This window comes from Streptococcus gingivalis (assembly GCF_035544715.1).
GTDB lineage: Bacteria > Bacillota > Bacilli > Lactobacillales > Streptococcaceae > Streptococcus > Streptococcus gingivalis.
In genome coordinates, this window is record NZ_JAYKTO010000002.1 from 849,322 (window position 1) to 872,720 (window position 23,399).

Annotated in this window: 22 protein-coding genes; 19 read left to right on the plus strand and 3 right to left on the minus strand. The window is 43.6% G+C overall.

The annotated features are described in order from the left end of the window. The 12 genes from tetB(46) (at window position 1) to tehB (ending at window position 10,612) form a co-directional block, all read left to right on the plus strand. Entirely contained in the window at window positions 1-1,737 is a 1,737-nt protein-coding gene (gene tetB(46), locus SM122_RS10535; RefSeq protein WP_195326753.1) for a tetracycline efflux ABC transporter Tet(46) subunit B, read from the plus strand. A gap of 96 nt (window positions 1,738-1,833) precedes the next feature. Beyond that, window positions 1,834-2,331, plus strand: a complete 498-nt coding sequence (gene ybeY / locus SM122_RS10540) for an rRNA maturation RNase YbeY (protein WP_003005431.1) — start codon at window positions 1,834-1,836, stop codon at window positions 2,329-2,331. Further along, window positions 2,312-2,710, plus strand: a complete 399-nt coding sequence (locus SM122_RS10545) for a diacylglycerol kinase family protein (RefSeq protein WP_003005463.1) — start codon at window positions 2,312-2,314, stop codon at window positions 2,708-2,710. Before ybeY ends, SM122_RS10545 begins: the two co-directional genes overlap by 20 nt. Window positions 2,711-2,739: 29 nt before the next feature. Further along, window positions 2,740-3,639, plus strand: coding sequence for a GTPase Era (gene era / locus SM122_RS10550; RefSeq protein WP_070595260.1), 900 nt, complete (start codon window positions 2,740-2,742; stop codon window positions 3,637-3,639). 46 nt (window positions 3,640-3,685) lie between these two features. After that, window positions 3,686-4,510 (plus strand): DNA-formamidopyrimidine glycosylase, encoded by an 825-nt coding sequence (mutM, locus tag SM122_RS10555; RefSeq protein ID WP_070595258.1) that lies wholly within the window; start codon window positions 3,686-3,688, stop codon window positions 4,508-4,510. Then, window positions 4,511-5,107: a dephospho-CoA kinase gene (coaE, locus tag SM122_RS10560; protein WP_070595256.1), complete on the plus strand. Its 597-nt coding sequence runs from the start codon at window positions 4,511-4,513 to the stop codon at window positions 5,105-5,107. It begins immediately after the preceding gene. 16 nt (window positions 5,108-5,123) lie between these two features. Further along, window positions 5,124-6,323 carry a multidrug efflux MFS transporter gene (locus SM122_RS10565; RefSeq protein ID WP_305366777.1) on the plus strand — a complete coding sequence of 400 codons (1,200 nt, stop codon included), beginning with the start codon at window positions 5,124-5,126 and terminating at the stop codon, window positions 6,321-6,323. Beyond that, complete coding sequence (gene rpmG / locus SM122_RS10570; RefSeq protein WP_003005699.1) at window positions 6,313-6,462, plus strand: 50S ribosomal protein L33; 150 nt, start codon at window positions 6,313-6,315, stop codon at window positions 6,460-6,462. The genes SM122_RS10565 and rpmG overlap by 11 nt, the downstream gene beginning before the upstream one ends. A gap of 41 nt (window positions 6,463-6,503) precedes the next feature. After that, the gene (secG, locus tag SM122_RS10575; protein WP_003008189.1) at window positions 6,504-6,737 is read left to right on the plus strand and encodes a preprotein translocase subunit SecG; all 234 of its coding nucleotides are present in this window, start codon (window positions 6,504-6,506) and stop codon (window positions 6,735-6,737) included. A gap of 96 nt (window positions 6,738-6,833) precedes the next feature. Continuing rightward, window positions 6,834-9,194 (plus strand): ribonuclease R, encoded by a 2,361-nt coding sequence (gene rnr, locus SM122_RS10580; RefSeq protein ID WP_195326754.1) that lies wholly within the window; start codon window positions 6,834-6,836, stop codon window positions 9,192-9,194. Continuing rightward, window positions 9,157-9,624, plus strand: a complete 468-nt coding sequence (smpB, locus tag SM122_RS10585) for an SsrA-binding protein SmpB (protein WP_009731435.1) — start codon at window positions 9,157-9,159, stop codon at window positions 9,622-9,624. The genes rnr and smpB overlap by 38 nt, the downstream gene beginning before the upstream one ends. A 127-nt stretch (window positions 9,625-9,751) precedes the next feature. Next, complete coding sequence (tehB, locus tag SM122_RS10590) at window positions 9,752-10,612, plus strand: SAM-dependent methyltransferase TehB (protein WP_031576430.1); 861 nt, start codon at window positions 9,752-9,754, stop codon at window positions 10,610-10,612. A gap of 415 nt (window positions 10,613-11,027) precedes the next feature. Here tehB and SM122_RS10595 read toward each other — a convergent pair whose 3' ends face one another. Both SM122_RS10595 and SM122_RS10600 read right to left on the minus strand, forming a co-directional pair. Then, entirely contained in the window at window positions 11,028-11,570 is a 543-nt protein-coding gene (locus tag SM122_RS10595) for a TetR/AcrR family transcriptional regulator (RefSeq protein WP_031576432.1), read from the minus strand. 334 nt (window positions 11,571-11,904) lie between these two features. Beyond that, the gene (locus SM122_RS10600; protein ID WP_155170010.1) at window positions 11,905-13,251 is read right to left on the minus strand and encodes an Nramp family divalent metal transporter; all 1,347 of its coding nucleotides are present in this window, start codon (window positions 13,249-13,251) and stop codon (window positions 11,905-11,907) included. 170 nt (window positions 13,252-13,421) lie between these two features. Here SM122_RS10600 and SM122_RS10605 point away from each other — a divergent pair, with 170 nt between their 5' ends. The 4 genes from SM122_RS10605 to SM122_RS10620 all read left to right on the plus strand — a co-directional run bounded on the left by SM122_RS10605 (window position 13,422) and on the right by SM122_RS10620 (window position 18,430). Continuing rightward, window positions 13,422-14,123: an ABC transporter ATP-binding protein gene (locus SM122_RS10605; RefSeq protein WP_049490853.1), complete on the plus strand. Its 702-nt coding sequence runs from the start codon at window positions 13,422-13,424 to the stop codon at window positions 14,121-14,123. 13 nt (window positions 14,124-14,136) lie between these two features. Continuing rightward, window positions 14,137-16,860, plus strand: a complete 2,724-nt coding sequence (locus tag SM122_RS10610; protein WP_155170008.1) for an ABC transporter permease — start codon at window positions 14,137-14,139, stop codon at window positions 16,858-16,860. Window positions 16,861-17,025: 165 nt separating this feature from the next. Beyond that, the gene (locus SM122_RS10615) at window positions 17,026-17,868 is read left to right on the plus strand and encodes a metallophosphoesterase family protein (protein WP_155170006.1); all 843 of its coding nucleotides are present in this window, start codon (window positions 17,026-17,028) and stop codon (window positions 17,866-17,868) included. Between the two features lie 112 nt (window positions 17,869-17,980). Continuing rightward, window positions 17,981-18,430: an Rrf2 family transcriptional regulator gene (locus SM122_RS10620; RefSeq protein ID WP_201087816.1), complete on the plus strand. Its 450-nt coding sequence runs from the start codon at window positions 17,981-17,983 to the stop codon at window positions 18,428-18,430. Between the two features lie 240 nt (window positions 18,431-18,670). Here SM122_RS10620 and SM122_RS10625 read toward each other — a convergent pair whose 3' ends face one another. After that, entirely contained in the window at window positions 18,671-19,753 is a 1,083-nt protein-coding gene (locus SM122_RS10625; protein ID WP_003015591.1) for a M24 family metallopeptidase, read from the minus strand. A 160-nt stretch (window positions 19,754-19,913) separates the two neighbouring features. Here SM122_RS10625 and ccpA point away from each other — a divergent pair, with 160 nt between their 5' ends. The 3 genes from ccpA (at window position 19,914) to SM122_RS10640 (ending at window position 23,382) form a co-directional block, all read left to right on the plus strand. Continuing rightward, window positions 19,914-20,918, plus strand: coding sequence for a catabolite control protein A (ccpA, locus tag SM122_RS10630; protein WP_021153619.1), 1,005 nt, complete (start codon window positions 19,914-19,916; stop codon window positions 20,916-20,918). A 141-nt stretch (window positions 20,919-21,059) separates the two neighbouring features. Further along, a complete protein-coding gene (locus SM122_RS10635) occupies window positions 21,060-22,058 on the plus strand; it encodes a glycosyltransferase family 4 protein (protein WP_155170004.1) in 999 nt (332 codons plus the stop codon). Window position 22,059: 1 nt separating this feature from the next. After that, window positions 22,060-23,382: a glycosyltransferase family 4 protein gene (locus tag SM122_RS10640; RefSeq protein WP_031576772.1), complete on the plus strand. Its 1,323-nt coding sequence runs from the start codon at window positions 22,060-22,062 to the stop codon at window positions 23,380-23,382. Window positions 23,383-23,399 lie beyond the last annotated feature (17 nt).

Genomic DNA, 23,399 nt, shown 5'->3' on the forward strand with positions numbered 1-23,399 from the left:
ATGAAAGTTTTGAAACGATTATTATCTAGGATCACGCTTTATCCAACTGTCTTTCTTGCTGGCTTTATTTGCCTCTTACTAGCCACCATTTTTTCTGAATTGTCTCCCTTTTTTCTCCAAAAGATAATCGATGGGCCTTTGACCGCACTGACCCATGGTGGTGGGCAAGGTGACTTGCTTCAGATGGGGGGATTCTATCTCTTGGTCTTGAGCCTAGGACAGCTGATTAGCTACATGGGCAATCGGATCTTGCTACACGGAAGTAATCAAGTAACCGCTAGTCTGAGAGACCAAGCCTTTCAAGTCATGCAAGGGCTGCCTATTTCTTATTTTGATGATAAGCCGGCTGGGAAGATCGCGACAAGAATTGTCAATGATACGGAGACCTTGCGGACCCAGTTTTATAACTCTTGTATGATTTTAGTCATCTATTTGGTACGCTTTCTCTTTATCCTAGGGATTCTCTTTTACCTGAGTCCTATGATGGGTCTTCTCTTGTGTTTGGTCTTTCCGATTTTTTATGGGATCCAGTATCTCTACAAGGTCATGACGGACCAGCCTATGAAGGATTTCTTTGATGCGAGAAGCGAGGTCAATACCCAGGTCAATGAACTCTTGCATGGTGCCAGTATGATTCAACTCTATCATCAAGAGCCTGGTGTGGTGGAGGAGTTTGAAGCCACTACCCAGAAGATGTTAGGAGCCAATGATCGAATCCTCCTGGCTGATTCTATCGCTTCTTGGACCTTGACGGAATTGCTCAAGTTTTTAGTGATTGCAGGCATTTTGACCATCGCTGGGATTTCTTTCCTAGAGGGTAATATCGGTGTGACGGCTGGTTTCTTATTTATCAATATTAACTATGTGATTAATCTATTTGATCTCATGGCCAATCTCAGTCGTCAATTTCCGAATATTCGGCGATCCTTAGAAACGGGGAGCCGCGTCCTTGCTTTCTTAGATCAACCGTTAGAAGACGATGGTGCATCGGAACTGAAGATAGAAAAAGCTCAAGTCGTGTTTGACGATGTTCAATTTGCCTATGAAGAAGGCAAGCCAGTTCTGAGAGATATTGCCTTTCAGGCTAGTCCAGGTCAAACCATCGCTCTTGTGGGCCATACTGGATCAGGTAAGTCTTCGATTATGAATCTACTCTATCGTTTTTATGATCCTCAAGAAGGAGCGATTTTGATCGATGGTCAAGATATTCGCCAAGTCTCTCGTGAGAGCCTACGAAGCCACATGGGGATTGTCCTGCAGGATCCTTATCTATTTACAGGGACCATTGCTAGTAATGTGGCAATGAGTCAGGATCACATTGATCGGGAGGCGGTCCAAGATGCCTTGAAAAAAGTCGGGGCTTGGCCCTTTGTAGAGCGCCTTGAAAAGGGAATCGACCATCCAGTCGTAGAAAAAGGATCCGCCTTTTCAAGTGGTGAGCGCCAATTGATATCCTTTGCGCGGACGCTCTATATGAATCCGCAAATTCTGATTTTGGATGAGGCAACCTCTCACATCGATACGGAAACAGAAGAAATCATCCAGAAGGCTATGGCAGTCCTGCAAAAGGGCCGGACCACCTTTATCATTGCCCATCGCTTGTCCACTATTCAAGATGCGGATCAGATCTTAGTCTTATCTGAAGGACGCATTGTGGAACGTGGTAGACACGAGGAACTGGTTGCACAAGGCGGGATTTATGCCCAGATGAATGCCATCCAGCAAACAGTGGTGTAAGATTGTCCTGCAAAGAAAAAGATTGAAAACCAGCCTGTATCTAGTATATAGGCTGGTTTTATGCTATAATGAAGTGATAATAGTGAGGTGATCCAGATGTATATTGAAATGGTAGATGAGACTGGTCAAGTCTCTGACGAAATCTTAAAACAAACGCAAGAAATTTTAGAATTTGCTGCTCAAAAAATTGGGAAAGAAGACAAGGAAATGGCTGTGACTTTTGTAACCAATGAACGCAGTCATGAACTAAATCTTGAATACCGTGATACGGATCGTCCGACGGATGTCATCAGTTTAGAATACAAGCCAGAGATGGAGATTTCTTTTGATGAGGAAGACCTTGCAGAAAATCCAGAATTGGCAGAGATGATGGCAGAATTCGATACCTATATTGGTGAGCTCTTTATTTCAATTGACAAAGCGCGTGAGCAAGCCGAAGAATATGGCCACAGCTTTGAGCGCGAAATGGGATTTTTGGCAGTACATGGTTTTCTTCACATCAATGGCTATGATCACTATACGCCGGAAGAAGAAAAGGAAATGTTTGGCTTACAGGAAGAGATTTTGACAGCCTATGGACTCACAAGACAATAAGCGAAAATGGAAAAATCGGGACTTCACTTCAAGCCTGGAGTTTGCGATAACAGGAATTTTCACGTCGATCAAAGAAGAGCGCAATATGCGCAAGCATGCCTTATCAGCCCTTGTAGCAATTCTTGCTGGTTTGGTATTTAGGATTTCTGCGACAGAGTGGCTCTTTTTGTTGCTCAGCATCACCTTGGTGATTGCTTTTGAGATTATGAATTCAGCCATTGAAAATGTGGTGGATTTAGCTAGTAACTACCATTTCTCCATGTTGGCAAAGAATGCCAAAGACATGGCAGCTGGAGCAGTCCTCGTCGTATCAGGCTTTGCCCTACTAACAGGACTGGTGATTTTTGTGCCCAAATTCTGGGCCTTGGTATTTGGATAAGAGGGAGTATGCCCTCGTGAAAGGATAATATGACATTTAAATCAGGCTTTGTAGCCATTTTAGGACGTCCCAATGTTGGGAAGTCAACTTTTTTGAACCACGTTATGGGGCAAAAAATTGCCATCATGAGTGACAAGGCGCAGACAACGCGCAATAAGATTATGGGGATTTATACGACGGATAAGGAACAGATCGTCTTTATCGATACCCCAGGGATTCACAAACCAAAGACAGCCCTTGGAGACTTCATGGTGGAGTCGGCCTATAGCACCCTTCGAGAAGTGGATACCGTTCTCTTTATGGTGCCAGCAGATGAACCGCGTGGGAAGGGCGATGACATGATTATCGAACGCCTCAAGGCTGCTAAGGTGCCGGTTATTCTGGTGGTCAATAAGATCGACAAGGTGCACCCTGACCAACTTTTGGCGCAAATCGATGACTTCCGTAGTCAGATGGATTTCAAGGAAATCGTGCCGATTTCAGCCCTCCAAGGAAACAATGTTTCGCGTTTGATTGATATTTTGAGCGAAAACTTAGAAGAAGGTTTCCAATATTTCCCTGCTGACCAAATTACTGACCACCCAGAGCGTTTCTTGGTCTCTGAAATGATCCGTGAAAAGGTCTTGTACTTGACGCGGGAAGAAATTCCCCACTCTGTTGCCGTGGTCGTGGATTCTATGAATCGGGATGAAGAAACCGATAAGGTCCATATTCGTGCAACCATCATGGTTGAGCGCGATAGCCAAAAAGGGATTATCATCGGAAAAGGCGGCGCCATGCTTAAGAAGATCGGAACCCTTGCGCGTAAGGATATTGAGCTCATGCTAGGGGACAAGGTCTTCCTAGAAACCTGGGTGAAAGTCAAGAAAAATTGGCGGGATAAGAAATTGGATCTTGCCGATTTCGGATACAACGAAAAAGAATATTAAGAAGAGGTGGGCAGAAGGCCTGCTTCTTGTTTTTGAAAGGAGTTCTATGCCTGAATTACCAGAAGTAGAGACCGTTCGACGAGGTCTTGAGAAATTAATTCTTGGGAAAACCATCCAGTCAGTGGAAGTAAAGTATCCAAAGATGATTCAGACGGATCGGGATGCTTTTCGTCAAGATCTCCCGGGGCAAGAAATTCGGGCCATGGGGCGCCGCGGGAAATACCTCTTGTTTTATCTGACGGATCTGGTCCTCATCTCGCATTTGCGGATGGAAGGCAAGTATTTCTTTTATCCAGACGAAGTCCCTCTTCGCAAGCACGCCCATGTCTTCTTTCATTTTACAGATGGCAGCACCCTGGTTTATGAAGATGTCCGTAAGTTTGGGACCATGGAAGTCCTCATACCTGAGCTTGTCGACAGCTATTTTTTGGCGAAAAAAATTGGTCCAGAGCCGACAGAAGCGGATTTTAAAGCACCAGCCTTCCAAGCAACTCTTAAAAAATCAAAGAAACCCATTAAATCAGCTCTTTTAGACCAAAAATTAGTGGCTGGTCTGGGCAATATCTATGTGGATGAGGTCCTTTATCGAGCCAAGGTTCATCCAGCCCGTTTGGGTCAAAGCTTGACTGCTAGAGAAGCTAAAGCAATCCGCAAAGAAACGATTGCTGTGCTTGCTCAGGCTGTTGAAAAGGGTGGCTCCACCATTCGCTCCTACAGCAATGCTTTTGGGGAAGATGGCACCATGCAGGAAGAACACCAGGTCTATGGGAAAACAGGCCAGCCTTGTTTGCGTTGCGGGACACCGATTGAGAAAATCCAGCTGGGGGGACGCGGAACCCATTTTTGCCCCCACTGTCAAAAGGAGAACTAGATGGCGAGAATCATCGGATTAACAGGAGGGATTGCTTCAGGAAAGTCCACTGTCACCTCCTATCTGAGAGAAAAAGGGTATCCTGTCATTGATGCTGATCAAGTGGTTCATGATTTGCAAGCACCAGGAGGAGCCCTCTACCGTGTCCTAGTGGATCATTTTGGTAGAGAGATCCTTACCAAAGAAGGAGAGCTGGATCGCCTAGCTTTGGGTCAGCGGATCTTTTCAGACCTTAGTGAACGAGACTGGTCCAATCGCGTTCAAGGCAGGCTTATTCGTGAGGCTCTAGCTGAGGTAAGAGATAGACAAGCTGCACAATCCGATCTCTTTTTTATGGATATTCCTCTCTTAATCGAGCAGCACTATGAAGAGTGGTTTGAATCTGTCTGGTTGGTAGCTGTATCAAAAGAAACCCAGCTCAAACGTCTGATGGAACGCAACCACTTATCAGAACTGCAGGCCCAAGAACGCATCGCGTCTCAAATGCCGCTAGATGAAAAAAGAGTCCATGCAGATCTGGTCTTAGACAATAATGACGATCTAACGGCCCTCTATGCCCAATTAGATGCAGCCCTACAACAATTAGAAAGAAGATGATTTTATCACAAGAGAAATCAATTGGCGTAAAAATCTATATATTGCCTGGATCGGGTGCTTTTTCATCGGAGCCAGCCTTTCTTTAGTCGTCCCATTTATGGCCCTCTTTGTGGAAGAGTTGGGTGTTACGGGCAAGGCTGTTCCCCTTTATGCTGGGATTGCCGTCTCAAGTTCTTCTGTAACCTCTGCGATCATGTCTCCCATCTGGGGGAGCCTGGCCGACCGCTATGGTCGAAAACCCATGATGCTTAGAGCTTCCATTGCCATGACGCTGACTATGGGAGGTATTGCCTTTGTCCCATCCGTCTTTTGGCTCTTGGTCCTGCGCTTGCTCAATGGGGTCTTTTCAGGCTTTGTCCCTAATAGTACGGCGCTGATTGCCAGTCAAGTTCCCAAGGACCAATCCGGCTATGCCCTAGGGACTTTGTCGACTGGTGTCGTAGCTGGAACCTTGATGGGCCCTTTGATTGGGGGACTCATTGCTGAAAATCTGGGAATGCGCAATGTCTTTCTCTTGGTGGGCTTCTTCTTATTTTTGGTTTCCCTCTTAACCTTCTGGGGCATTGAGGAAGACTATGAGCCCCTTCCAAAAGAAGAACAAAAATCCAGCTGGGAGTTGCTCAAGTCCATTCAGCAGAAGGATATTCTCTTGGGCCTCTTTTTGACCAGCATGACCATTCAAATGATCGCCCAATCTATTTCTCCGATCCTGCCTCTTTATGTGCGAGCTTTGGGACAAAGAGATAACCTGATCTTTGTATCGGGGATGATTGTTTCAGCTATGGGAGTCTCTAGTATGCTTTTTTCAGGTTGGATGGGAAAACTGGGAGACCGAATCGGGAATCACCGGCTCTTATTAATCGCCCTTCTCTATAGTGGCTGTCTCTATATCCTTTGTGCCCAAGCGCAAACACCCCTGCAATTAGGGATTTTACGCTTCCTCTTTGGGATCGGGACAGGAGCCCTACTACCTGGAGTTTCCGCATTATTGAATCGTTTAACCCCTCCTGAAGGGATTTCTCGGATCTTTAGCTACAACCAGCTCTTTTATTACTTAGGTGGTGTATTAGGGCCAATGATGGGATCGAGTATTTTCATGCATTTTGGCTATCATTGGGTATTTTACGGTACAGCCCTTTTGGCCTTTACCGATTTGATGTTCCTCTTATTCTTATTTAGAAAGTATTTGAAAGTGAGAGACGTACGTGCGAATTAAAGTTCAATTGACCTGCACCAGCTGTGGGAGTCAGAATTATTTGACCAGTAAAAATACCAAAACCCATCCCGAAAAGATCGAGGTCTTGAAGTATTGTCCTAAGGAAAGAAAAGTAACCTTACATATTGAATCAAAATGATTTTCATGGTATAATAGTGAGGATTTTAAGGAGTTTTGAATATGAGCGGAGCATTAACAACTATTTTACTAGTATTATCAGTATTGATTATTATCGCAATTTTTATGCAACCAACAAAAAACCAATCGAGCAACGTCTTTGACGCAAGTTCAAATGACTTGTTTGAACGTTCAAAAGCGCGCGGGTTTGAAGCCGTGATGCAGCGTTTAACAGCTATTATGATCTTCTTTTGGTTATTGATCGCGATGATCTTAATGGTACTTTCTAGTAGATAAGATAGGCTCAGACAATGTCTTTGCCTATTTTTATTTTGTAAAACAAAGACACAAGTAGATAGAAAAAAGGAGGCTGGATAACCAGCAAATAAATCAATGAAAACAAGTATTAAAGAATATTTACAAGAGCATGACAAAGCCCAGATCAATGATCTGGCAGCAGCTCTAGGAAAGGAAGGGTCTAAGGATTTCCGTGACTTGGTCAAAACCATCTCTCTGATGGAACGCCGTCATGAGTTGAAATTCGAAGATGATGGCTCTCTTCGTTTGGCTCAAAAGAAGGCCCCAGCTATTACCCTCAAGGGGATCTTTCATGCGCATAAGAATGGCTTTGGCTTTGTCAGTTTAGAAGGCGAAGAAGAAGACCTCTTTGTTGGCCGAAATGATGTCAACCACGCTATCGATGGGGACACCGTTGAGATCGTCATTACCAAGGTAGCAGACCGAAACAAAGGAACGGCAGCAGAAGCTAAGATTATTGATGTCTTGGAACATAGCATCAAAACGGTAGTTGGACAAATTGTCCTGGATGAGGAAAAACCTAAATATGCCGGCTACATTCGTTCGAAAAATCAAAAGATCAGCCAGCTGATCTATGTGAAGAAGCTAGCCATCCAATTGGAAGGGACCGAAATCCTCAAGGTCGAAATTGATCAATACCCGAGCCGCAAGCACAATTATTTTGTGGCGACGGTGCGGGATGTGGTCGGTCATGCAACAGATCCAGGAATCGATGTCTTGGAAGTGTTAGAATCCATGGATATCGTCTCAGAATTTCCAGAAGAAGTGCTGAAAGAGGCTGAGCAGGTTCCAGATGCACCGTCTGCAAAGGATTTAGAGGGGCGGTTGGATCTGCGAGAGGAGATTACCTTTACGATCGACGGAGCGGATGCCAAAGACTTGGACGATGCGGTCCATATCAAGCCACTCAAGAACGGCAATTTTGAGCTGGGGGTTCACATCGCAGATGTCTCTTATTACGTTACAGAAGGCTCAGCACTTGATAAGGAAGCTCTAAATCGTGCAACTTCTGTCTATGTGACCGACCGAGTAGTACCCATGCTTCCAGAACGCTTGTCCAATGGGATCTGTTCTTTAAATCCGAATGTGGACCGCCTGACCCAGTCTGCCATCATGGAGATTGATCCCCATGGAAAGGTTGTCAAGCACACCATTACCCAAACGGTCATCAATACGACCTTCCGAATGACCTATAGTGACGTCAATGATATCTTAGCAGGCGACGAAGAAAAGGCTCAAGAGTTTAAGAAAATTGTCCCAAGTATTCATCAAATGGCCACCCTGCATGGTATTCTAGAAAGCATGCGGATTCGCCGAGGAGCCCTCAATTTTGATACCAATGAGGCTAAAATCCTAGTCAATAAAGAAGGAAAACCGGTCGACATTGTCCTCCGTCAAAGAGGAATTGCGGAGCGGATGATTGAGTCCTTTATGCTGATTGCTAATGAGACAGTGGCGGAGCACTTTACACGAATGAAACTGCCATTCATCTACCGGATCCACGAAGATCCAAAGGCAGAAAAAGTACAGAAGTTTATCGATTATGCTTCTAGCTTTGGGATCCAGATCTACGGAACGGCTAGTGACATGAGCCAAGAAGCCCTGCAAGAAATTATGCGCAAGGTTGAAGGAGAACCTTATGCAGATGTCCTTTCGATGATGTTGTTGCGCTCGATGCAACAGGCCCGTTACTCAGAGCACAACCATGGCCACTATGGGCTTGCTGCGGAGTATTATACCCATTTTACTAGTCCCATCCGCCGGTATCCGGACTTGATGGTTCATCGAATGGTGCGCGAATACGGTAAATCCCAAGAAGTGGCAGAACACTTTGAACAAGTCCTTCCAGACATTGCCAGCCAATCCTCTAGTCGAGAGCGCCGGGCTATTGACGCCGAGCGCGAAGTAGAGGCTATGAAAAAGGCCGAATATATGGAAGACTATGTTGGGGAAGAGTACGATGCCGTGGTTTCCAGTGTAGTGAAATTTGGCCTCTTTGTGGAGTTGCCAAATACAGTCGAAGGGTTGATCCATATTACTAATCTTCCTGAATTCTACCATTTTAATGAACGGGATCTAACCCTTCGCGGGGAGAAATCGGGGGTGACTTTCCGTGTCGGTCAGCAAATCCGGATCAAGGTCGAAAGAGCTGACAAGATGACCGGAGAGATTGATTTCTCTTATATTCCAAGTGAATGGGATATCGTTGAAAAAGGCCTCAAGGCTAAAGGACGTGACCGAGATGGCAATCGCAGGGATCGCAGACGCAAAGACAAAAAAGTTTCTAAGGGTTCAACCGTTAGAAGAGATGACAAACGGAAAGATTCTTCATCTAAATCCAAAAAGAAAAAAGGGAAGAAACCATTTTACAAGGAAGTAGCAAAGAAAGGAGCCAACCATGGCAAAGGGCGAAGGAAAGGTAGTCGCACAAAATAAAAAGGCGAGACATGACTACACCATCGTGGATACAATAGAAGCAGGGATGGTGCTGACAGGTACAGAGATCAAAAGTGTCCGTGCAGCACGCATTAACTTGAAAGATGGTTTTGCACAAGTTAAAAATGGAGAAGTTTGGCTCAGCAACGTCCATATTGCCCCTTATGAGGAAGGCAATATCTGGAACCAAGATCCAGACCGTCGTCGCAAGCTTCTTCTTCATAAAAAGCAAATCCAAAAGCTGGACCAAGAAACCAAAGGGACAGGAATGACCCTGGTGCCTTTAAAGGTCTATCTCAAGGATGGCTATGCCAAATTGCTTTTGGGACTCGCTAAAGGGAAACATGATTATGACAAGCGTGAATCCATCAAACGTCGGGAACAAAACCGGGATATCGCACGGGTCATGAAACAATACAATACACGTTAAACTAAAAAGGCAATTCTGAAACTTGTTTCAGAATTGCTTTTTTCTCGGATAGGAGCCTTTTTTCTAACTTGTAAAAAGGGGCTTTTTCCTGTATGATAAGGGTACTGAAAGAATAAGGAGAAGCCACATGACACAAAAATTGATCGCTTACAAGCGCATGCCTATCTGGACCAAGGATACCATGCCAGAAGCTCTTCAAAGAAAGCACAATACCAAGGTAGGAACCTGGGGGAAGATTACGGTTCTAAAAGGTCAGTTAAGATTTATTGAATTGACAGCAGAGGGAGAAGAAATCGCCAGCCACCTTTTTGAAGCAGGAGCAGAGAACCCCATGGCCGAGCCCCAGGCCTGGCACCGAGTCGAAGCGGCGACTGATGATGTGGAGTGGTACTTAGAATTTTACTGTGAGCCAAAAGACTATTTTCCTAAAAAGTACAATACCAACCCTGTCCATTCAGAGGTGCTAGAAGCAGTGGGAATTGTCCCAGCTGGAAAGGCGCTGGATCTAGGATGTGGGCAAGGACGCAATGCTCTCTTTTTGGCCCAACATGGCTTTGATGTGACAGCAGTAGATCAAAATGAATTGGCTCTTGAGATCTTACAAAGTATTGTCGCTGAGGAAGATATGGACATGCCAGTAGGACTTTATGATATCAATGCTGCTGCACTCACCAAAAACTATGATTTCATCGTGTCAACTGTGGTCCTTATGTTTTTAGAGGCAGAGCGGATCCCAGCGATCATTCGCAATATGCAAGAGCATACCAACCCAGGTGGCTACAATCTCATTGTCTGTGCCATGGATACAGAAGATTATCCTTGTCAGATGCCCTTCTCGTTTACCTTTAAAGAAGGAGAATTGGCGGAGTATTACAAGGATTGGGAATTGGTCAAATACAATGAAAATCCTGGCCACCTCCATCGTCGAGATGAGAATGGAAATCGAATTCAACTTCGATTTGCAACCATGTTGGCAAAGAAAAAATAAAGAAAAAGCAGGATGTTAAGATCCTGCCTTCAGATTGAAGACAAAGTCATATAAAAAACTTTCCTTAGGTGAGTACGGACGTCAGCGAACTTCTTCGAAGTTCCAAGACTTAGTTTTGAGCCTAGGGTCTCAAAACTCCCGAGTGCCTGAAACGTTATTGTTTCAGGCACTTTTCTCACAGCGGAAAGTTTCGGTATTTTCTTGAATCGATTTAAAAATTGGAATTCATTTTTATTTTTTTTGCAAAATCGCTTAACTTATTTTACTTTAAAGTAGTTTGTCTACATTCTAAAAGCAGGATGTTAGGATCCTGCCTTTTTGCTTTCTTACAAACAAGTTGAACAAGGTGATCAGTTCTTTTTTCATTTGCCAAAAGAAAAACCTTCTCCAGAAGGGTAGGAAAAGGTTGGGGGATTTAGTTCCAGCTAGCAAAGTCGCAGACACTGAGAATGATCGTTCCAATTTCAATGGGGTCCTCTTTCGCACCCGATTCTAACCAGGTAACAATTACAGATTCGATCGTAGCGATGAAAATTTCTAGACCATACTTGTATGGAACTTGAAAGTCTGAAATGATGTGTTCTTTAGCGTGGGGAGTATCGTCCAGTGCATGAAGGGTAAAACTTCTTACCAATTTACTAAAGTCCGAGCAACAGGATTGTGACAATGCATATATAAAATCATAATTCTCTTTAATAGCGGTCAACACATTGAGAAAGTTTACCTTGACAGGACTTCCTTCAACGAAGAGGCTATCCAATTCTTGCATCATGTCCATTTTCATTTGCTCAAACATGTCGTATTTATCGACATAATGCAGATAGAAGGTCCCGCGGTTAATTCCAGCGGTTTCGGTTAATTGTCGAATAGTGATGCTGTCAAAAGGTTGTTGTAAGAGCAGTTTCGAGAGTGCATTCCGTAAGTCTGACTTGGTTGTTGTTTGTCTTTGGCGTACCATATGTTCCTTTCTATAGTTGTATAAATCTGTTTCTATTTGTTTGAAGTTGAAATAATTTATAGGTTAAATAATTTCACGACACTAACAAATAGCATTATACTCCAAAAATATAAATTAAACAATAATTCTAATTTTTGTACAGATAACGAAAAGTGTACAAAAATTTTACAAATTTATGTATGACGGGCATTGACAAGATTTTGTGAAAATCTCACAATAATTAGTGATTTAAATTAATTCCCTCCTAAAAAAATGGTCAGGAAATTTTTAGGAAAAGGAGGAACAAGATAGAGTGACGAACAAAAAACCAGCACGATTTAAAGTGCTGGTTTCTTTATTTGATAAAAGTCGTCACAATCAAATTGAAATTCAAGATGGTTAAGACAATCGCAACGAGGTAGCCTAAGAAAGTATTCCATTTCGCATTGACATGCTCTCCCATGATTTCTTTGTTGGAGGTGAAATAAACCAGAGGGAAGATAGAAAAAGGAAGAGCCGCTGATAGGAAGACTTGAGAATAAACCAGAAGGTCATCGAGGACATGTTCTTGGTCACCGAATATAATTGCGACAATGATAACGGGAAGGAGGGCAATGATCCGAGTCATGAGACGCACCACCCATTGTGGTAGTCTAAATCGCAAGAAACCTTCCATAACGATTTGACCGGTTAGGGTCCCAGTAATGGTTGAATTTTGACCACTAGCTAACAAAGCGATGGCAAAGAGAGTGGACAAGAAAGGACTTGCGATGGCACCAGCAATATGGTTATCCTTGAGGGCATTGTACATGCTAGAGAAAGCACCGATCTTATCCCCGTGACCGAAGAAGAGGGCCGCTCCAAGAATCAAGAGGAGGGAGTTGACGACGAAGGCCAAACTCAATTCAATATTTGAATCCCAGGTCATAAAGCGCACTGCCCGTTTGATATCTGCTGGATCTTTGTAATCGACCTTACGCGTTTGCGAAATGGAAGAGTGGAGATAGAGGTTGTGGGGCATCACCGTTGCTCCGATGATTCCAAGCGCCAGGGTTAAGGCTTCATTTCCTTTTGGTAGCCCAATTCCTAGCACCTCTTTTTGAGGGAGGAAGCCAGCGAAGATTCCCCCGATATCTGGCTTCGAAAGAAAGACGAGATAACCAAAAATCGCAAGGATCGTGAGGATCAAGGTTGATACGATGGCCTCGATCTTTCGAAATCCTAGATGCATGAGCCCCAATAAGAGGAAGACATCAAAGATGGTGATCAGAATGGAAAAAAGCAAGGGCCAGCCAAAAAGAAGGTGGAGGGCAATCCCTGATCCGATGACTTCTGCTAAATCTGTCGCCATCAGGGCAAGCTCGATCACAATCCAAAGGGTATAGCGAAGCCATTTTGGCAAGTGATGGGCGGTTGTTTGGGCCAGGTCCTTACGATGGACAATTCCTAGTTTACCAGCCATTTGTTGCAACTGCATGGCGATTAAAGAGGAGAGAAGAACCACTGATAAGAGGAGGTAGCGGTATTGTGCCCCTCCGACCACACTGGTAATCCAGTTTCCCGGGTCCATATAGCCGACAGCTACCAGACTTCCTGGTCCTGAAAAGAGTAGAAGAGTCTTCCAAAAGGGGATGCCTTTTGGCACGTCAATAGACTGGTTGATTTCTTGAAGAGATTTCCTTTCAAACTGTTGTAAACTCATGATGAGCCTTCTTTCTAAGAATAAATCAAATTTCTCTCTAATTATAGCATAAAATTTATAATAGTTCATGATAATGAGGAAGAATCACTATTGGTGATGCCTCGATTTCTTTGTAATCTATACGAAAAGGACTATAATATAGATAGGAAATAGGAGGGAGGAGAGAAAAAATGGCCTACATCGAAATGCAGCACTGTTACAAGCGATACACTAGTGGAGAAACGGAGATTCTCGCTAATCAGGATGTTTCTTTTGAGATTGAAAAAGGCGAATTGGTCATTATTTTAGGGGCGTCAGGAGCTGGAAAATCAACAGTTCTCAATATCTTAGGAGGGATGGACACGAATGACGAAGGACAGGTCCTGATTGATGGGGTGGATATTTCTAAGCTCAATTCCCATCAACGAACGGATTATCGACGAGATGACGTTGGCTTTGTCTTTCAATTTTATAATTTAGTAGCCAATCTGACAGCCAAGGAAAATGTCGAATTGGCTTCAGAAATCGTCTCTGATGCCTTGGATCCGGAAGCCGTTTTAAGAGAAGTAGGACTTGGCAATCGTCTTGATAATTTTCCTGCACAATTGTCAGGTGGAGAGCAACAACGGGTGGCGATTGCTCGGGCAGTGGCGAAAAACCCTAAAATTCTCCTTTGCGATGAGCCTACAGGAGCCTTAGACTACCAGACAGGTAAGCAAGTATTGGGGATTTTACAGGATATGTCTCGAAAAAAGGGAGCGACGGTCATCATCGTAACCCATAATGGGGCTCTAGCTCCGATTGCAGACCGTGTGATTCGCATGCATGATGCCAAGGTCAAGTCAGTAGAAATCAATGAGCTTCCTCAAGATATTGCTACACTAGAGTATTAGAAGAGGTGGTAGCATGAAACGAAAAGTCTATTGGAAGGATTTGTTTGCTTCCTTTACACATTCAAAAGGACGTTTTCTCTCCATCTTAACCTTGATGTTATTGGGAAGCTTGGCCTTGGTTGGCTTAAAGGTGACCACTCCAAATATGCATCGAACGGCTAACCAGTTTATTCAGCAACAAAAGATGCTAGATCTTGCTGTCATGGGGGACTTGGGATTAGACCAGGCAGACCAAGAGGAGCTTTTAGGAGTCAAAGGGGCGCGTGTCGAATTTGGTTCACTGCTGGATTTGACAGTGAAAGGAACAGGAAAGGCAATTCGACTTTTTTCTGCTCCAAAAAGTCTTTCTTCTTTTCGTGTGACCAAGGGGCGCCTGCCCAAAAAAGAAGGGGAACTGGCCCTAGCAAGTTTTTGGGAGGATCGCTATCAGATAGGGGATACCCTCACACTTGAAGAAAAGGCTGGAACTCGCTCTAGTTTAAAGCGAAAGCAATTCACCATTGTTGGCTTTGTTCAATCCTCTGAGATGTGGTCTCAAAAGAATTTAGGCACTGCCATGAGTGGCAGTGGAAATCTAGATGCCTATGCACTAGTTTCAAAAGAGGTCTTTACGACTAAACTTCCCGCGATGGCTCGGATCCAGTTTGATGATCTGAAGTCTTTAGATTCTTTTTCGCAAGTCTACCAAAAAGGGCTCAAAGCTCATCAAGAAGAGTTAGAAAAACTTCTGAAAGACAATGGAAAGGCCCGCTATCAAAGACTCAAGCAGGAGGCGGATGGGCAGATTCAAAAAGGCCAGAAAGAACTCAGTCGTGCCGAGGAAACACTCCAGTCAGCTAAAAATCAGATCGATCAGGCTCAAAAACAATTAGACTTGCAGGAGGCCCAGTTCAAGAAATTAGCTCCATTTCTGCCAGCTAAAGAGCAAGTAGCCAGTCAAGAAAAGCTCCATCAAGCCCAAGAACAAATTGATCAGAAAAAGAAGGACTGGACTGCAGGTGAAACGGAGCTCGCAAAAAAAGAGGAGGAGCTGAAAAAAGCGCAAAGGGAGCGAGATCAGCTGGAAATTCCAACTTATCATGTCTATGACCGCAAGACCATGCCAGGTGGACAAGGTTACTTGATGTATAGCAATGCCAGTAGTAGTATCTCTGCTGTCGGAAATATTTTTCCAGTCGTTCTTTATCTGGTAGCTGCCATGGTGACCTTCACCACGATGACCCGCTTTGTCGATGAAGAGCGAACCAATGCAGGTATTTTTAAGGCGCTGGGCTATCGTACCAGGGACATCATTCTCAAATTTGTTCTCTATGGATTCTTTGCAGGGACGATCGGTACCCTTCTAGGAACCTTGCTGGGCCATTATTTCCTATCGGGGATCATTTCCAACATTATCACGCAAGGGATGGTGATTGGAGAGAGCAGAGAGTATTTTTATGGAGATATGACTCTGATTGCGCTCGGACTGTCTTTCGTTGCGAGTGTGCTTCCGGCTTACTGGGTTTCTCGCAAGGAATTAAAAGAAGAAGCCAATCTTTTATTACTGCCCAAACCACCGGTATCTGGTTCGAAGATTTTCCTGGAGCGTCTCCATTTTATTTGGAAGCGTCTGAGTTTCACACACAAGGTCACTGCTCGTAATCTCTTTCGTTACAAACAACGGATGCTGATGACCATATTTGGAGTGGCAGGTTCTGTTGCTCTTCTCTTTGCAGGGCTAGGGATTCAATCTTCTGTAGGAGGGGTTCCCAAACGCCAATTTCAAGAGATCCTATCTTATGAGTTGATTGTAGTCAAAAAAACCAATGCATCAAGCCAAGAAAGCAAGGAACTAACCAATCGTCTGGAAAAATCAGATATCAAGGATTATCGATTGATTTATAGTAAGGTCATCGAAGCTTCTTTAAAGGGGGGACGCGACAAGCAGACCATTACGATGATGGTTACAAATCGTGCAGATTTTTCTCCCTTTGTCAGCCTGCGTTCTCTTAAGCAAGGAGAGCCCTTGTCTCTCAAGAAAGGGGTTATCATCAGTAGTAAGCTAGCACAACTTGCCAGGGTTACAGTTGGCGATCGACTAATCTTAGATGGTCACACTTTTAAGGTGGGGGGAATCACTGAAAATTATGTCGGCCATTTTATCTATATGGATCAGGCAAGTTACCAAAAAATCTACGGAGAGCGGACTTCAGCAAATAGCTATTTGGTGCAGTTGAAAAATCCTTCTACACGACAAGTGCAGGCTGTCAGTCGGGATATGATGGCACTTGTAGCTGTGAAGGCGGTTAGTCAGAATGCTTCGATGATTTCCCTCTTTAACTCAGTTGCCAAATCTTTGGACACCACTATGATGATTCTAGTAGTCGTATCGATCTTGCTAGCCATCGTGATCTTGTATAATTTAACCAATATCAATGTGGCAGAACGGATACGTGAATTATCGACCATCAAGGTCTTGGGATTCCATAATAAGGAAGTGACACTCTATATTTACCGCGAAACCATCTTATTGTCTATCATAGGGATCCTCATGGGGTTAGTGGGTGGCTATTATCTTCATCAATTTCTTATTGCCATGATTGCACCAGATGCCATTCTCTTTTACCCCAAAGTAGGACTTGGTGTTTTCCTCTTCCCTGTTGGAGGACTGATCCTTCTCTTGGTCCTGTTAGGAATTTATGTTGACCATTATCTCCGAAAAGTAGATATGCTCGAAGCCCTCAAATCAGTAGACTAAGATACAAAGCCGTTAAGCAACTCTTTGGAAAAAGATAAATCCAACGACGAAGCGTCCGCTTCTAGCCTGAGTTTTCATTTCTGGTAGCATGGAATGTTCATAAAACTTTCACCTTTGGGTGGAAGTTTTTCTTCTCTTTGTTATAATGGAGAGAAGGAGAAGATCATGACTAAAATTGCTTTACTTTCAGATATTCATGGAAATACGACAGCATTGGAAGCTGTCCTAGAGGATAGTCGAAAAGCCAAGGTGGATGAATATTGGCTCTTAGGAGATAGTTTGATGCCTGGAACAGGGAGACGGGCCCTCTTGGAGCTGTTAGAGGAGTTACCGATTACGGTAAAAGTCCTTGGAAACTGGGAAGATAGCCTTTGGCGGGCCATGAGGGGAATGTTGGATGAGACCAGACCCAGTCATCGCTACCTCATGCGCCAGTGTCAATATATTCTTGAAGAAATCACGCCCCAGGAAATTGAAGACATGCAGAAAATGCCCATGCAGGTCCATAGAGAAATCGCAGGTTTAAAGATCGGCATTACCCACCACTTACCTGATAAGAATTGGGGTCGCGAATTGATCCACATTGGTGAGCAGAAGGATTTTGATCGCTTGGTGACAAATCCGTCTTGTGATATTGCAGTCTACGGACACATTCACCAGCAGTTTTTCCGCTACGGGACAGGAGGAGAACTGATTATCAATCCTGGATCGATCGGTCAACCTTTCTTTTTGGAAAAGAATCTTCGCAAGGACCTTCGGGCCATGTATGCCATTCTCGAATTTGATCAAATGGGGCTAAAAGATGTCGATTTTAGACGGGTGGACTATGATGTCCAAAAAGAACTGCAACTGGCAAAAGACCTCCATCTTCCTTATTACCAAGTGTATTATGAAAGTTTGGTCAATGGCATTCATCATACCCACAATCATGAGCTCCTTCATGAAATTGAGCAGAGAGAAGGTCATGATCTAGAAATCGATGCTTGGCTAGCGGATTTCTTCCAATAGTGTAACTATTGACATTACAACTAAAAAGAGTATAATAGGAATAACGAAAGTCGTCCCTTGACGGTTGTTCAATAGACTCTACCTTCAAAAACGGGTAGAAAGGAGTGAAGTTATGCAAATTTCGAGTCGCTTTACCATTGGGACTCATGTCTTGATCATGATTGCTCTACAAGGAGAGAAAACAAAAGTAACCAGTGATTTTTTGGCAGGAAGTGTCGGCGTGAACCCTGTTATTATTCGAAAGACCTTGTCTCAGTTGAAGAAAGCTGGATTGATTCATGTAGCGCGTGGGACAGGCGGAGCTGAGCTCGCAAAAGCAGCCGATGAGATCAGCCTGCTGGATATCTATCAAGCAGTAGAATGCTTAGGTTCGACAGGTCAATTATTTGGTTTTCATGACAATCCGAATCCAGCCTGCCCAATTGGCCACAATATCCATCATGTCTTAGATGGAAAGCTTGAGGACATTCAGACTGCTATGGAAAAAGAAATGTCCCAAACCACTTTAAAAGACGTCGTAGAAGATACGCAGAAAAGAATGAAACTCGAATCGGTTTCATAAGAAAAAAGAGAGTGGGACAGAAATCGGTCATTCGTTAGAATTCGATTTCGTCGTCCCACCTCCGCACAGTTGAGTAGGGCTGTAAAAGCTGATGAAATCAGCGTAGTAGAGCCCACTCAACCACTGCGTATTGCTCGACAATCCAAAGATAATTAAGAGGCTAGGACTTTTGTCCCAGCCTCATTTTTTATAGTTATTAACGAAACAAGATGTTTGTTATATATTGAAACGACTAAAGGCTTAGTCAAAGTAAAGTAAGTCTTTGCTGGTTTCAGTGAAGAGTCCAAATCCGTCTTTTGTGACATAACCACAATCTTCGATACGGACACCGACTTTACCTGGAATATAGATTCCTGGTTCGACTGAGAAGCACATGCCTTCTTCAAGCACCATGTCATTTCCTTCCATAATAGAAGGAAATTCATGCACGTCCATTCCGATCCCGTGTCCGAGGCGGTGGTTGAAGTATTCACCATAGCCAGCTTTTTCGATGACGCTCCGTGCAGCACGGTCGACGTCATGTGCTGTTACACCTGGTTTGATCATGTCAATGGCTGCTTGTTGAGCTTCTAACGTCAAGTGGTAGATTTCTTTTTTGAAATCATCTGGTTTCCCAACAGCAACGGTACGAGTCATATCTGACGCATAACCATTTACCATACAGCCAAGGTCAAAGAGCAAGAGAGCATCGTTTTCGACTTTGTTGCTTCCAGGAATTCCGTGTGGGTTAGCTGCATTATTTCCAGTCAAGACCATGGTTTCAAAGCTCATTTCATAACCCAAGCGTTTGATACCAAAGTCGATTTCTGCTACGATATCAGTTTCTGTTTTATCCAGTGAAATGGCGTCGAATCCCATATTGACAGCCTTATCTGCATATTGACCAGCCACCAACATTTTTTGGATCTCATCAGCAGATTTGATCAAGCGCATGCGGTTAATCCGTGGTGTCAAGTTGGTAAATGTTGCTTTTTCAAAGACAGTACGCAAGCCATTGTATTTGGTAAGGATCAAGTTATCATATTCAAGTGCAACGGTTTTGGCATCTGGTTTTGCGATAGCCCCTTTAATCTTTTCCCATGGGTTTTCAGAATCCACATAGCCAACCACTTGGAAATCGACAACTGCAGTCGCCCGTTCCACTTCAAGGGCAGGAACGAAGAGAAGTGGTTCGTGGTCTGTGTAAACGAACAAGAAGAGTTGACGTTCGTGGGGATCACTGTAAAATCCAGTTAGGTAATTGATGGTGACAGGATCGGATACAACAGCGACATCTGTTTTTTCAGTTTCAAGAAAATCGACGATTTGATCTAATTTAGACATAATGCTACCTTCTTTCTATGGATCTATTTTGTCAAATTTTCCCCAAAAAAGCAAGAGTTTACAAAATTTTACCAAAATACTTGAAAGTGTTTACAATCCATGATAAAATAGGATTAATTAGAGAGTGAAAACGAAATTTTCAATAATGAAAGGAAATCTTATGAATACAGACGATACAGTAACGATTTATGATGTCGCCCGTGAAGCAGGGGTTTCAATGGCAACCGTTAGTCGTGTAGTGAATGGAAATAAGAACGTTAAAGAAAATACACGTAAAAAAGTATTAGAAGTGATCGAACGCTTGGATTACCGTCCAAATGCTGTTGCACGTGGTCTTGCCAGCAAGAAAACCACAACAGTCGGTGTTGTGATTCCAAACATTACCAACAGCTATTTCTCTACCTTGGCTAAGGGGATCGATGACATTGCTGAAATGTACAAGTACAACATCGTCCTTGCAAATAGCGATGAAGACGATGACAAAGAAGTTTCAGTAGTAAACAACCTCTTTTCAAAACAAGTGGATGGGATCATTTTCATGGGCTATCATTTGACAGAAAAGATTCGCTCAGAATTTTCACGCTCTCGGACGCCAGTTGTCCTTGCTGGGACAGTGGATGTTGAACACCAATTACCAAGTGTCAATATTGACTACAAGCAAGCAACCGTTGATGCTGTTACACAGTTGGCAAAACACAACAAGAAAATTGCTTTTGTAAGTGGCCCATTGGTGGATGATATCAATGGAAAAATTCGTTTGACAGGCTACAAAGAAGCTTTGAAAGCGAAAAAATTGAGCTATAGCGAAGGACTTGTGTTTGAATCCAAGTACCGTTACGATGAAGGTTACAACTTGGCAGAACGCATCATTGCGTCAAAAGCAACAGCTGCTTTTGTGACAGGTGATGAATTGGCTGCAGGTCTCTTGAACGGCTTGTCTGATCACGGTATCAAAGTACCAGAAGACTTTGAAATCATTACTAGTGATGATTCACAAGTAACACGTTACACGCGTCCAAATCTATCAACGATTGGCCAACCCTTGTATGACCTTGGTGCGATTAGTATGCGTATGTTGACCAAGATCATGCACAAAGAAGAGTTGGAAGAACGCGAAGTGTTGTTGTCTCATACGATCAACCAACGTGGAACGACGAAAAAATAAGGATTAGTAGACTAGAGTCTCGACTTGGGAAGACGTGTCTACTAGTCTGAGAGGTTAGAACAAAACTGTTCTAGCCTCTTTTTTATACTAGTAACAGGTAGAGACTTGCTGGGCACTCTTTATTTCGGTATAATAGAAGGTATGAAAGTTTTACTGTATTTAGAAGGAAAATCCGTATTACAAAAATCAGGAATTGGTCGAGCCTTGCAGCACCAAATGCATGCGCTTGATTTGGCTGGGATTCCGTATGCGACAGATATTTTAGGAGATTATGATGTGGTGCATATCAATACCTATGGCCCACGGAGTTTCCTTTTGCTCCATGCAGCAAAACGTCGTGGAAAGAAAGTCATCATGCATGGTCATTCAACCCGTGAGGATTTTGAAAATTCCTTTATCGGGTCTAACTTTTTTGCGCCCTTGTTTGGGAAGTATTTGGCTCACATGTACCAAAAGGCAGACTATGTGATCACGCCATCTGAGTATTCCAAACACTTGATCCAGTCCTATGGAGTGACGACTCCGATCATTGCTGTGTCCAATGGGATTGATTTGGAAAAATATAAAAAAGATCCGAAAAAAGAAGAGGTCTTTCGCAAGCATTTTAATATCCAAGAAGGCCAAAAGGTGGTCATTTGTGCAGGGCTGTATTTCAAACGCAAAGGGATTGAAGACTTCGTAGAAGTAGCCCGTCGCATGCCGGATGTGCGATTTATTTGGTTAGGTTCCATCAATAAATGGATTATCCCGCGCAAGATCCGCCGCCTAGTGGAAAAGGATCATCCTAGTAATGTGGAATTTCCTGGCTATTTCAAGGGAGCGGTCTTCCAAGGGGCTATGACGGGTTCAGATGCTTTCTTCTTCCCATCTTATGAAGAAACGGAAGGTATCGTTGTTTTGGAGGCCTTGGCCAGTCATCAGCACACGGTCTTGCGGGATATTCCCGTATACAATGGCTGGATTGACGAGACGTCCTCTGAATTGTGCCATAATGTAGACGAATTTGTGGATTCCTTGAACAAGGTCTTGAACGGACAAGTAGACAAGCGGGAGGCCGGTTACAAGGTCGCTGAAAGTCGTTCGATTGACTTAGTAGCTTATCAATTGGTCGAAGCCTATCAAACAGTTTTGGAGATGTAAGATGCGTGTAGGGTTATTTACAGATACCTATTTCCCGCAAGTTTCGGGAGTGGCGACCAGTATTCGGACGCTCAAAACAGAATTAGAAAAATTGGGACACACGGTCTTTATCTTTACGACAACGGATAAAGATGTCAACCGCTATGAAGATTGGCAGATCATTCGGATTCCAAGTGTGCCTTTCTTCGCCTTTAAGGACCGCCGCGTTGCTTATCGTGGCTTCTCAAAAGCGCTTGCCATTGCCAAGCAATACCAGCTGGATATTATCCATACCCAGACTGAGTTTTCACTGGGCCTTTTGGGAGTGTGGATTGGACGCGAGTTGCGGATTCCAGTCATTCATACCTACCATACCCAGTATGAGGACTATGTCCGCTATATTGCGAGAGGTATGGTCATTCGCCCAAGTATGGTCAAATACATTGTGAGAAGTTATATGAATGATCTGGATGGAGTGATCTGTCCTAGTGAGATCGTTTATGACTTGCTCCAAAAGTACAAGGTCAAGGCAGAAAAACGTATTATTCCGACAGGGATTGATTTGGCCAAGTTTGACCGACCGGAAATCACTCCGACAGAAACAGCTGCTCTTCGTGAAAAATATGAAGTCGCAGAAGATGAAACGCTCTTATTGAGCCTGTCGCGGGTCTCTTATGAAAAGAATATTCAGGCTGTTATTGCGGCCCTTCCTGATGTCCTCAAGGTCAATTCAAAAGTTAAGTTGATCGTCGCTGGAGATGGTCCTTATTTGGATGATTTGAAAAAACAAGCGGCGAAACTGGGGATTTCAGATGCGGTTGTCTTTACAGGGATGATCCCACCAAATGAGACAGCTCTTTACTATAAGGCGGCTGACTTCTTTATTTCAGCTTCAACGAGTGAGACGCAAGGGTTGACTTATTTAGAGAGTATTGCGAGTGGTACCCCGATCATCGCTCATGGCAATCCTTATCTCGATCATGTGATTGATGACCCTATGTTTGGAAAGCTCTTTTATGAAGAGAGTGATCTGGCGCAAGCGATTCTTGAAGCGATTGAGGAGATGCCACCAATCGATGAGACCAAGTGGGCAGAAAAGATTGATGATATTTCTGCAGCAACCTTTGGCCGTCGGGTCTACGAATTTTACTTGGATAAAATCATCTCTAAAGACTTTTCAAATGATTTGAATCCTGAGCAAAGTCGGGTTAAGCGGATGTCTAAGACCATTGTGAAAATCCCGACCAAAGTGATTGCTCTTCCGGTCAATGGATCTGTGAAGATGATGAAGGCTTCGGTCAAACAAGTGAAGAAAATCCGTAAAATCACGCATTTCTTTGATTGAAAATGAAACTTTTTCTT

Coding starts and splice junctions, on each gene's coding strand:
- ybeY (WP_003005431.1), top strand. CDS start 1,834: ATGTATATTGAAATGGTAGATGAGACTGGTCAAGTCTCTGACGAAATC.
- SM122_RS10545 (WP_003005463.1), top strand. CDS start 2,312: ATGGACTCACAAGACAATAAGCGAAAATGGAAAAATCGGGACTTCACT.
- era (WP_070595260.1), top strand. CDS start 2,740: ATGACATTTAAATCAGGCTTTGTAGCCATTTTAGGACGTCCCAATGTT.
- mutM (WP_070595258.1), top strand. CDS start 3,686: ATGCCTGAATTACCAGAAGTAGAGACCGTTCGACGAGGTCTTGAGAAA.
- coaE (WP_070595256.1), top strand. CDS start 4,511: ATGGCGAGAATCATCGGATTAACAGGAGGGATTGCTTCAGGAAAGTCC.
- secG (WP_003008189.1), top strand. CDS start 6,504: ATGAGCGGAGCATTAACAACTATTTTACTAGTATTATCAGTATTGATT.
- rnr (WP_195326754.1), top strand. CDS start 6,834: ATGAAAACAAGTATTAAAGAATATTTACAAGAGCATGACAAAGCCCAG.
- smpB (WP_009731435.1), top strand. CDS start 9,157: ATGGCAAAGGGCGAAGGAAAGGTAGTCGCACAAAATAAAAAGGCGAGA.
- tehB (WP_031576430.1), top strand. CDS start 9,752: ATGACACAAAAATTGATCGCTTACAAGCGCATGCCTATCTGGACCAAG.
- SM122_RS10595 (WP_031576432.1), bottom strand. CDS start 11,570: ATGGTACGCCAAAGACAAACAACAACCAAGTCAGACTTACGGAATGCA.
- SM122_RS10600 (WP_155170010.1), bottom strand. CDS start 13,251: ATGAGTTTACAACAGTTTGAAAGGAAATCTCTTCAAGAAATCAACCAG.
- SM122_RS10605 (WP_049490853.1), top strand. CDS start 13,422: ATGGCCTACATCGAAATGCAGCACTGTTACAAGCGATACACTAGTGGA.
- SM122_RS10610 (WP_155170008.1), top strand. CDS start 14,137: ATGAAACGAAAAGTCTATTGGAAGGATTTGTTTGCTTCCTTTACACAT.
- SM122_RS10615 (WP_155170006.1), top strand. CDS start 17,026: ATGACTAAAATTGCTTTACTTTCAGATATTCATGGAAATACGACAGCA.
- SM122_RS10620 (WP_201087816.1), top strand. CDS start 17,981: ATGCAAATTTCGAGTCGCTTTACCATTGGGACTCATGTCTTGATCATG.
- SM122_RS10625 (WP_003015591.1), bottom strand. CDS start 19,753: ATGTCTAAATTAGATCAAATCGTCGATTTTCTTGAAACTGAAAAAACA.
- ccpA (WP_021153619.1), top strand. CDS start 19,914: ATGAATACAGACGATACAGTAACGATTTATGATGTCGCCCGTGAAGCA.
- SM122_RS10635 (WP_155170004.1), top strand. CDS start 21,060: ATGAAAGTTTTACTGTATTTAGAAGGAAAATCCGTATTACAAAAATCA.
- SM122_RS10640 (WP_031576772.1), top strand. CDS start 22,060: ATGCGTGTAGGGTTATTTACAGATACCTATTTCCCGCAAGTTTCGGGA.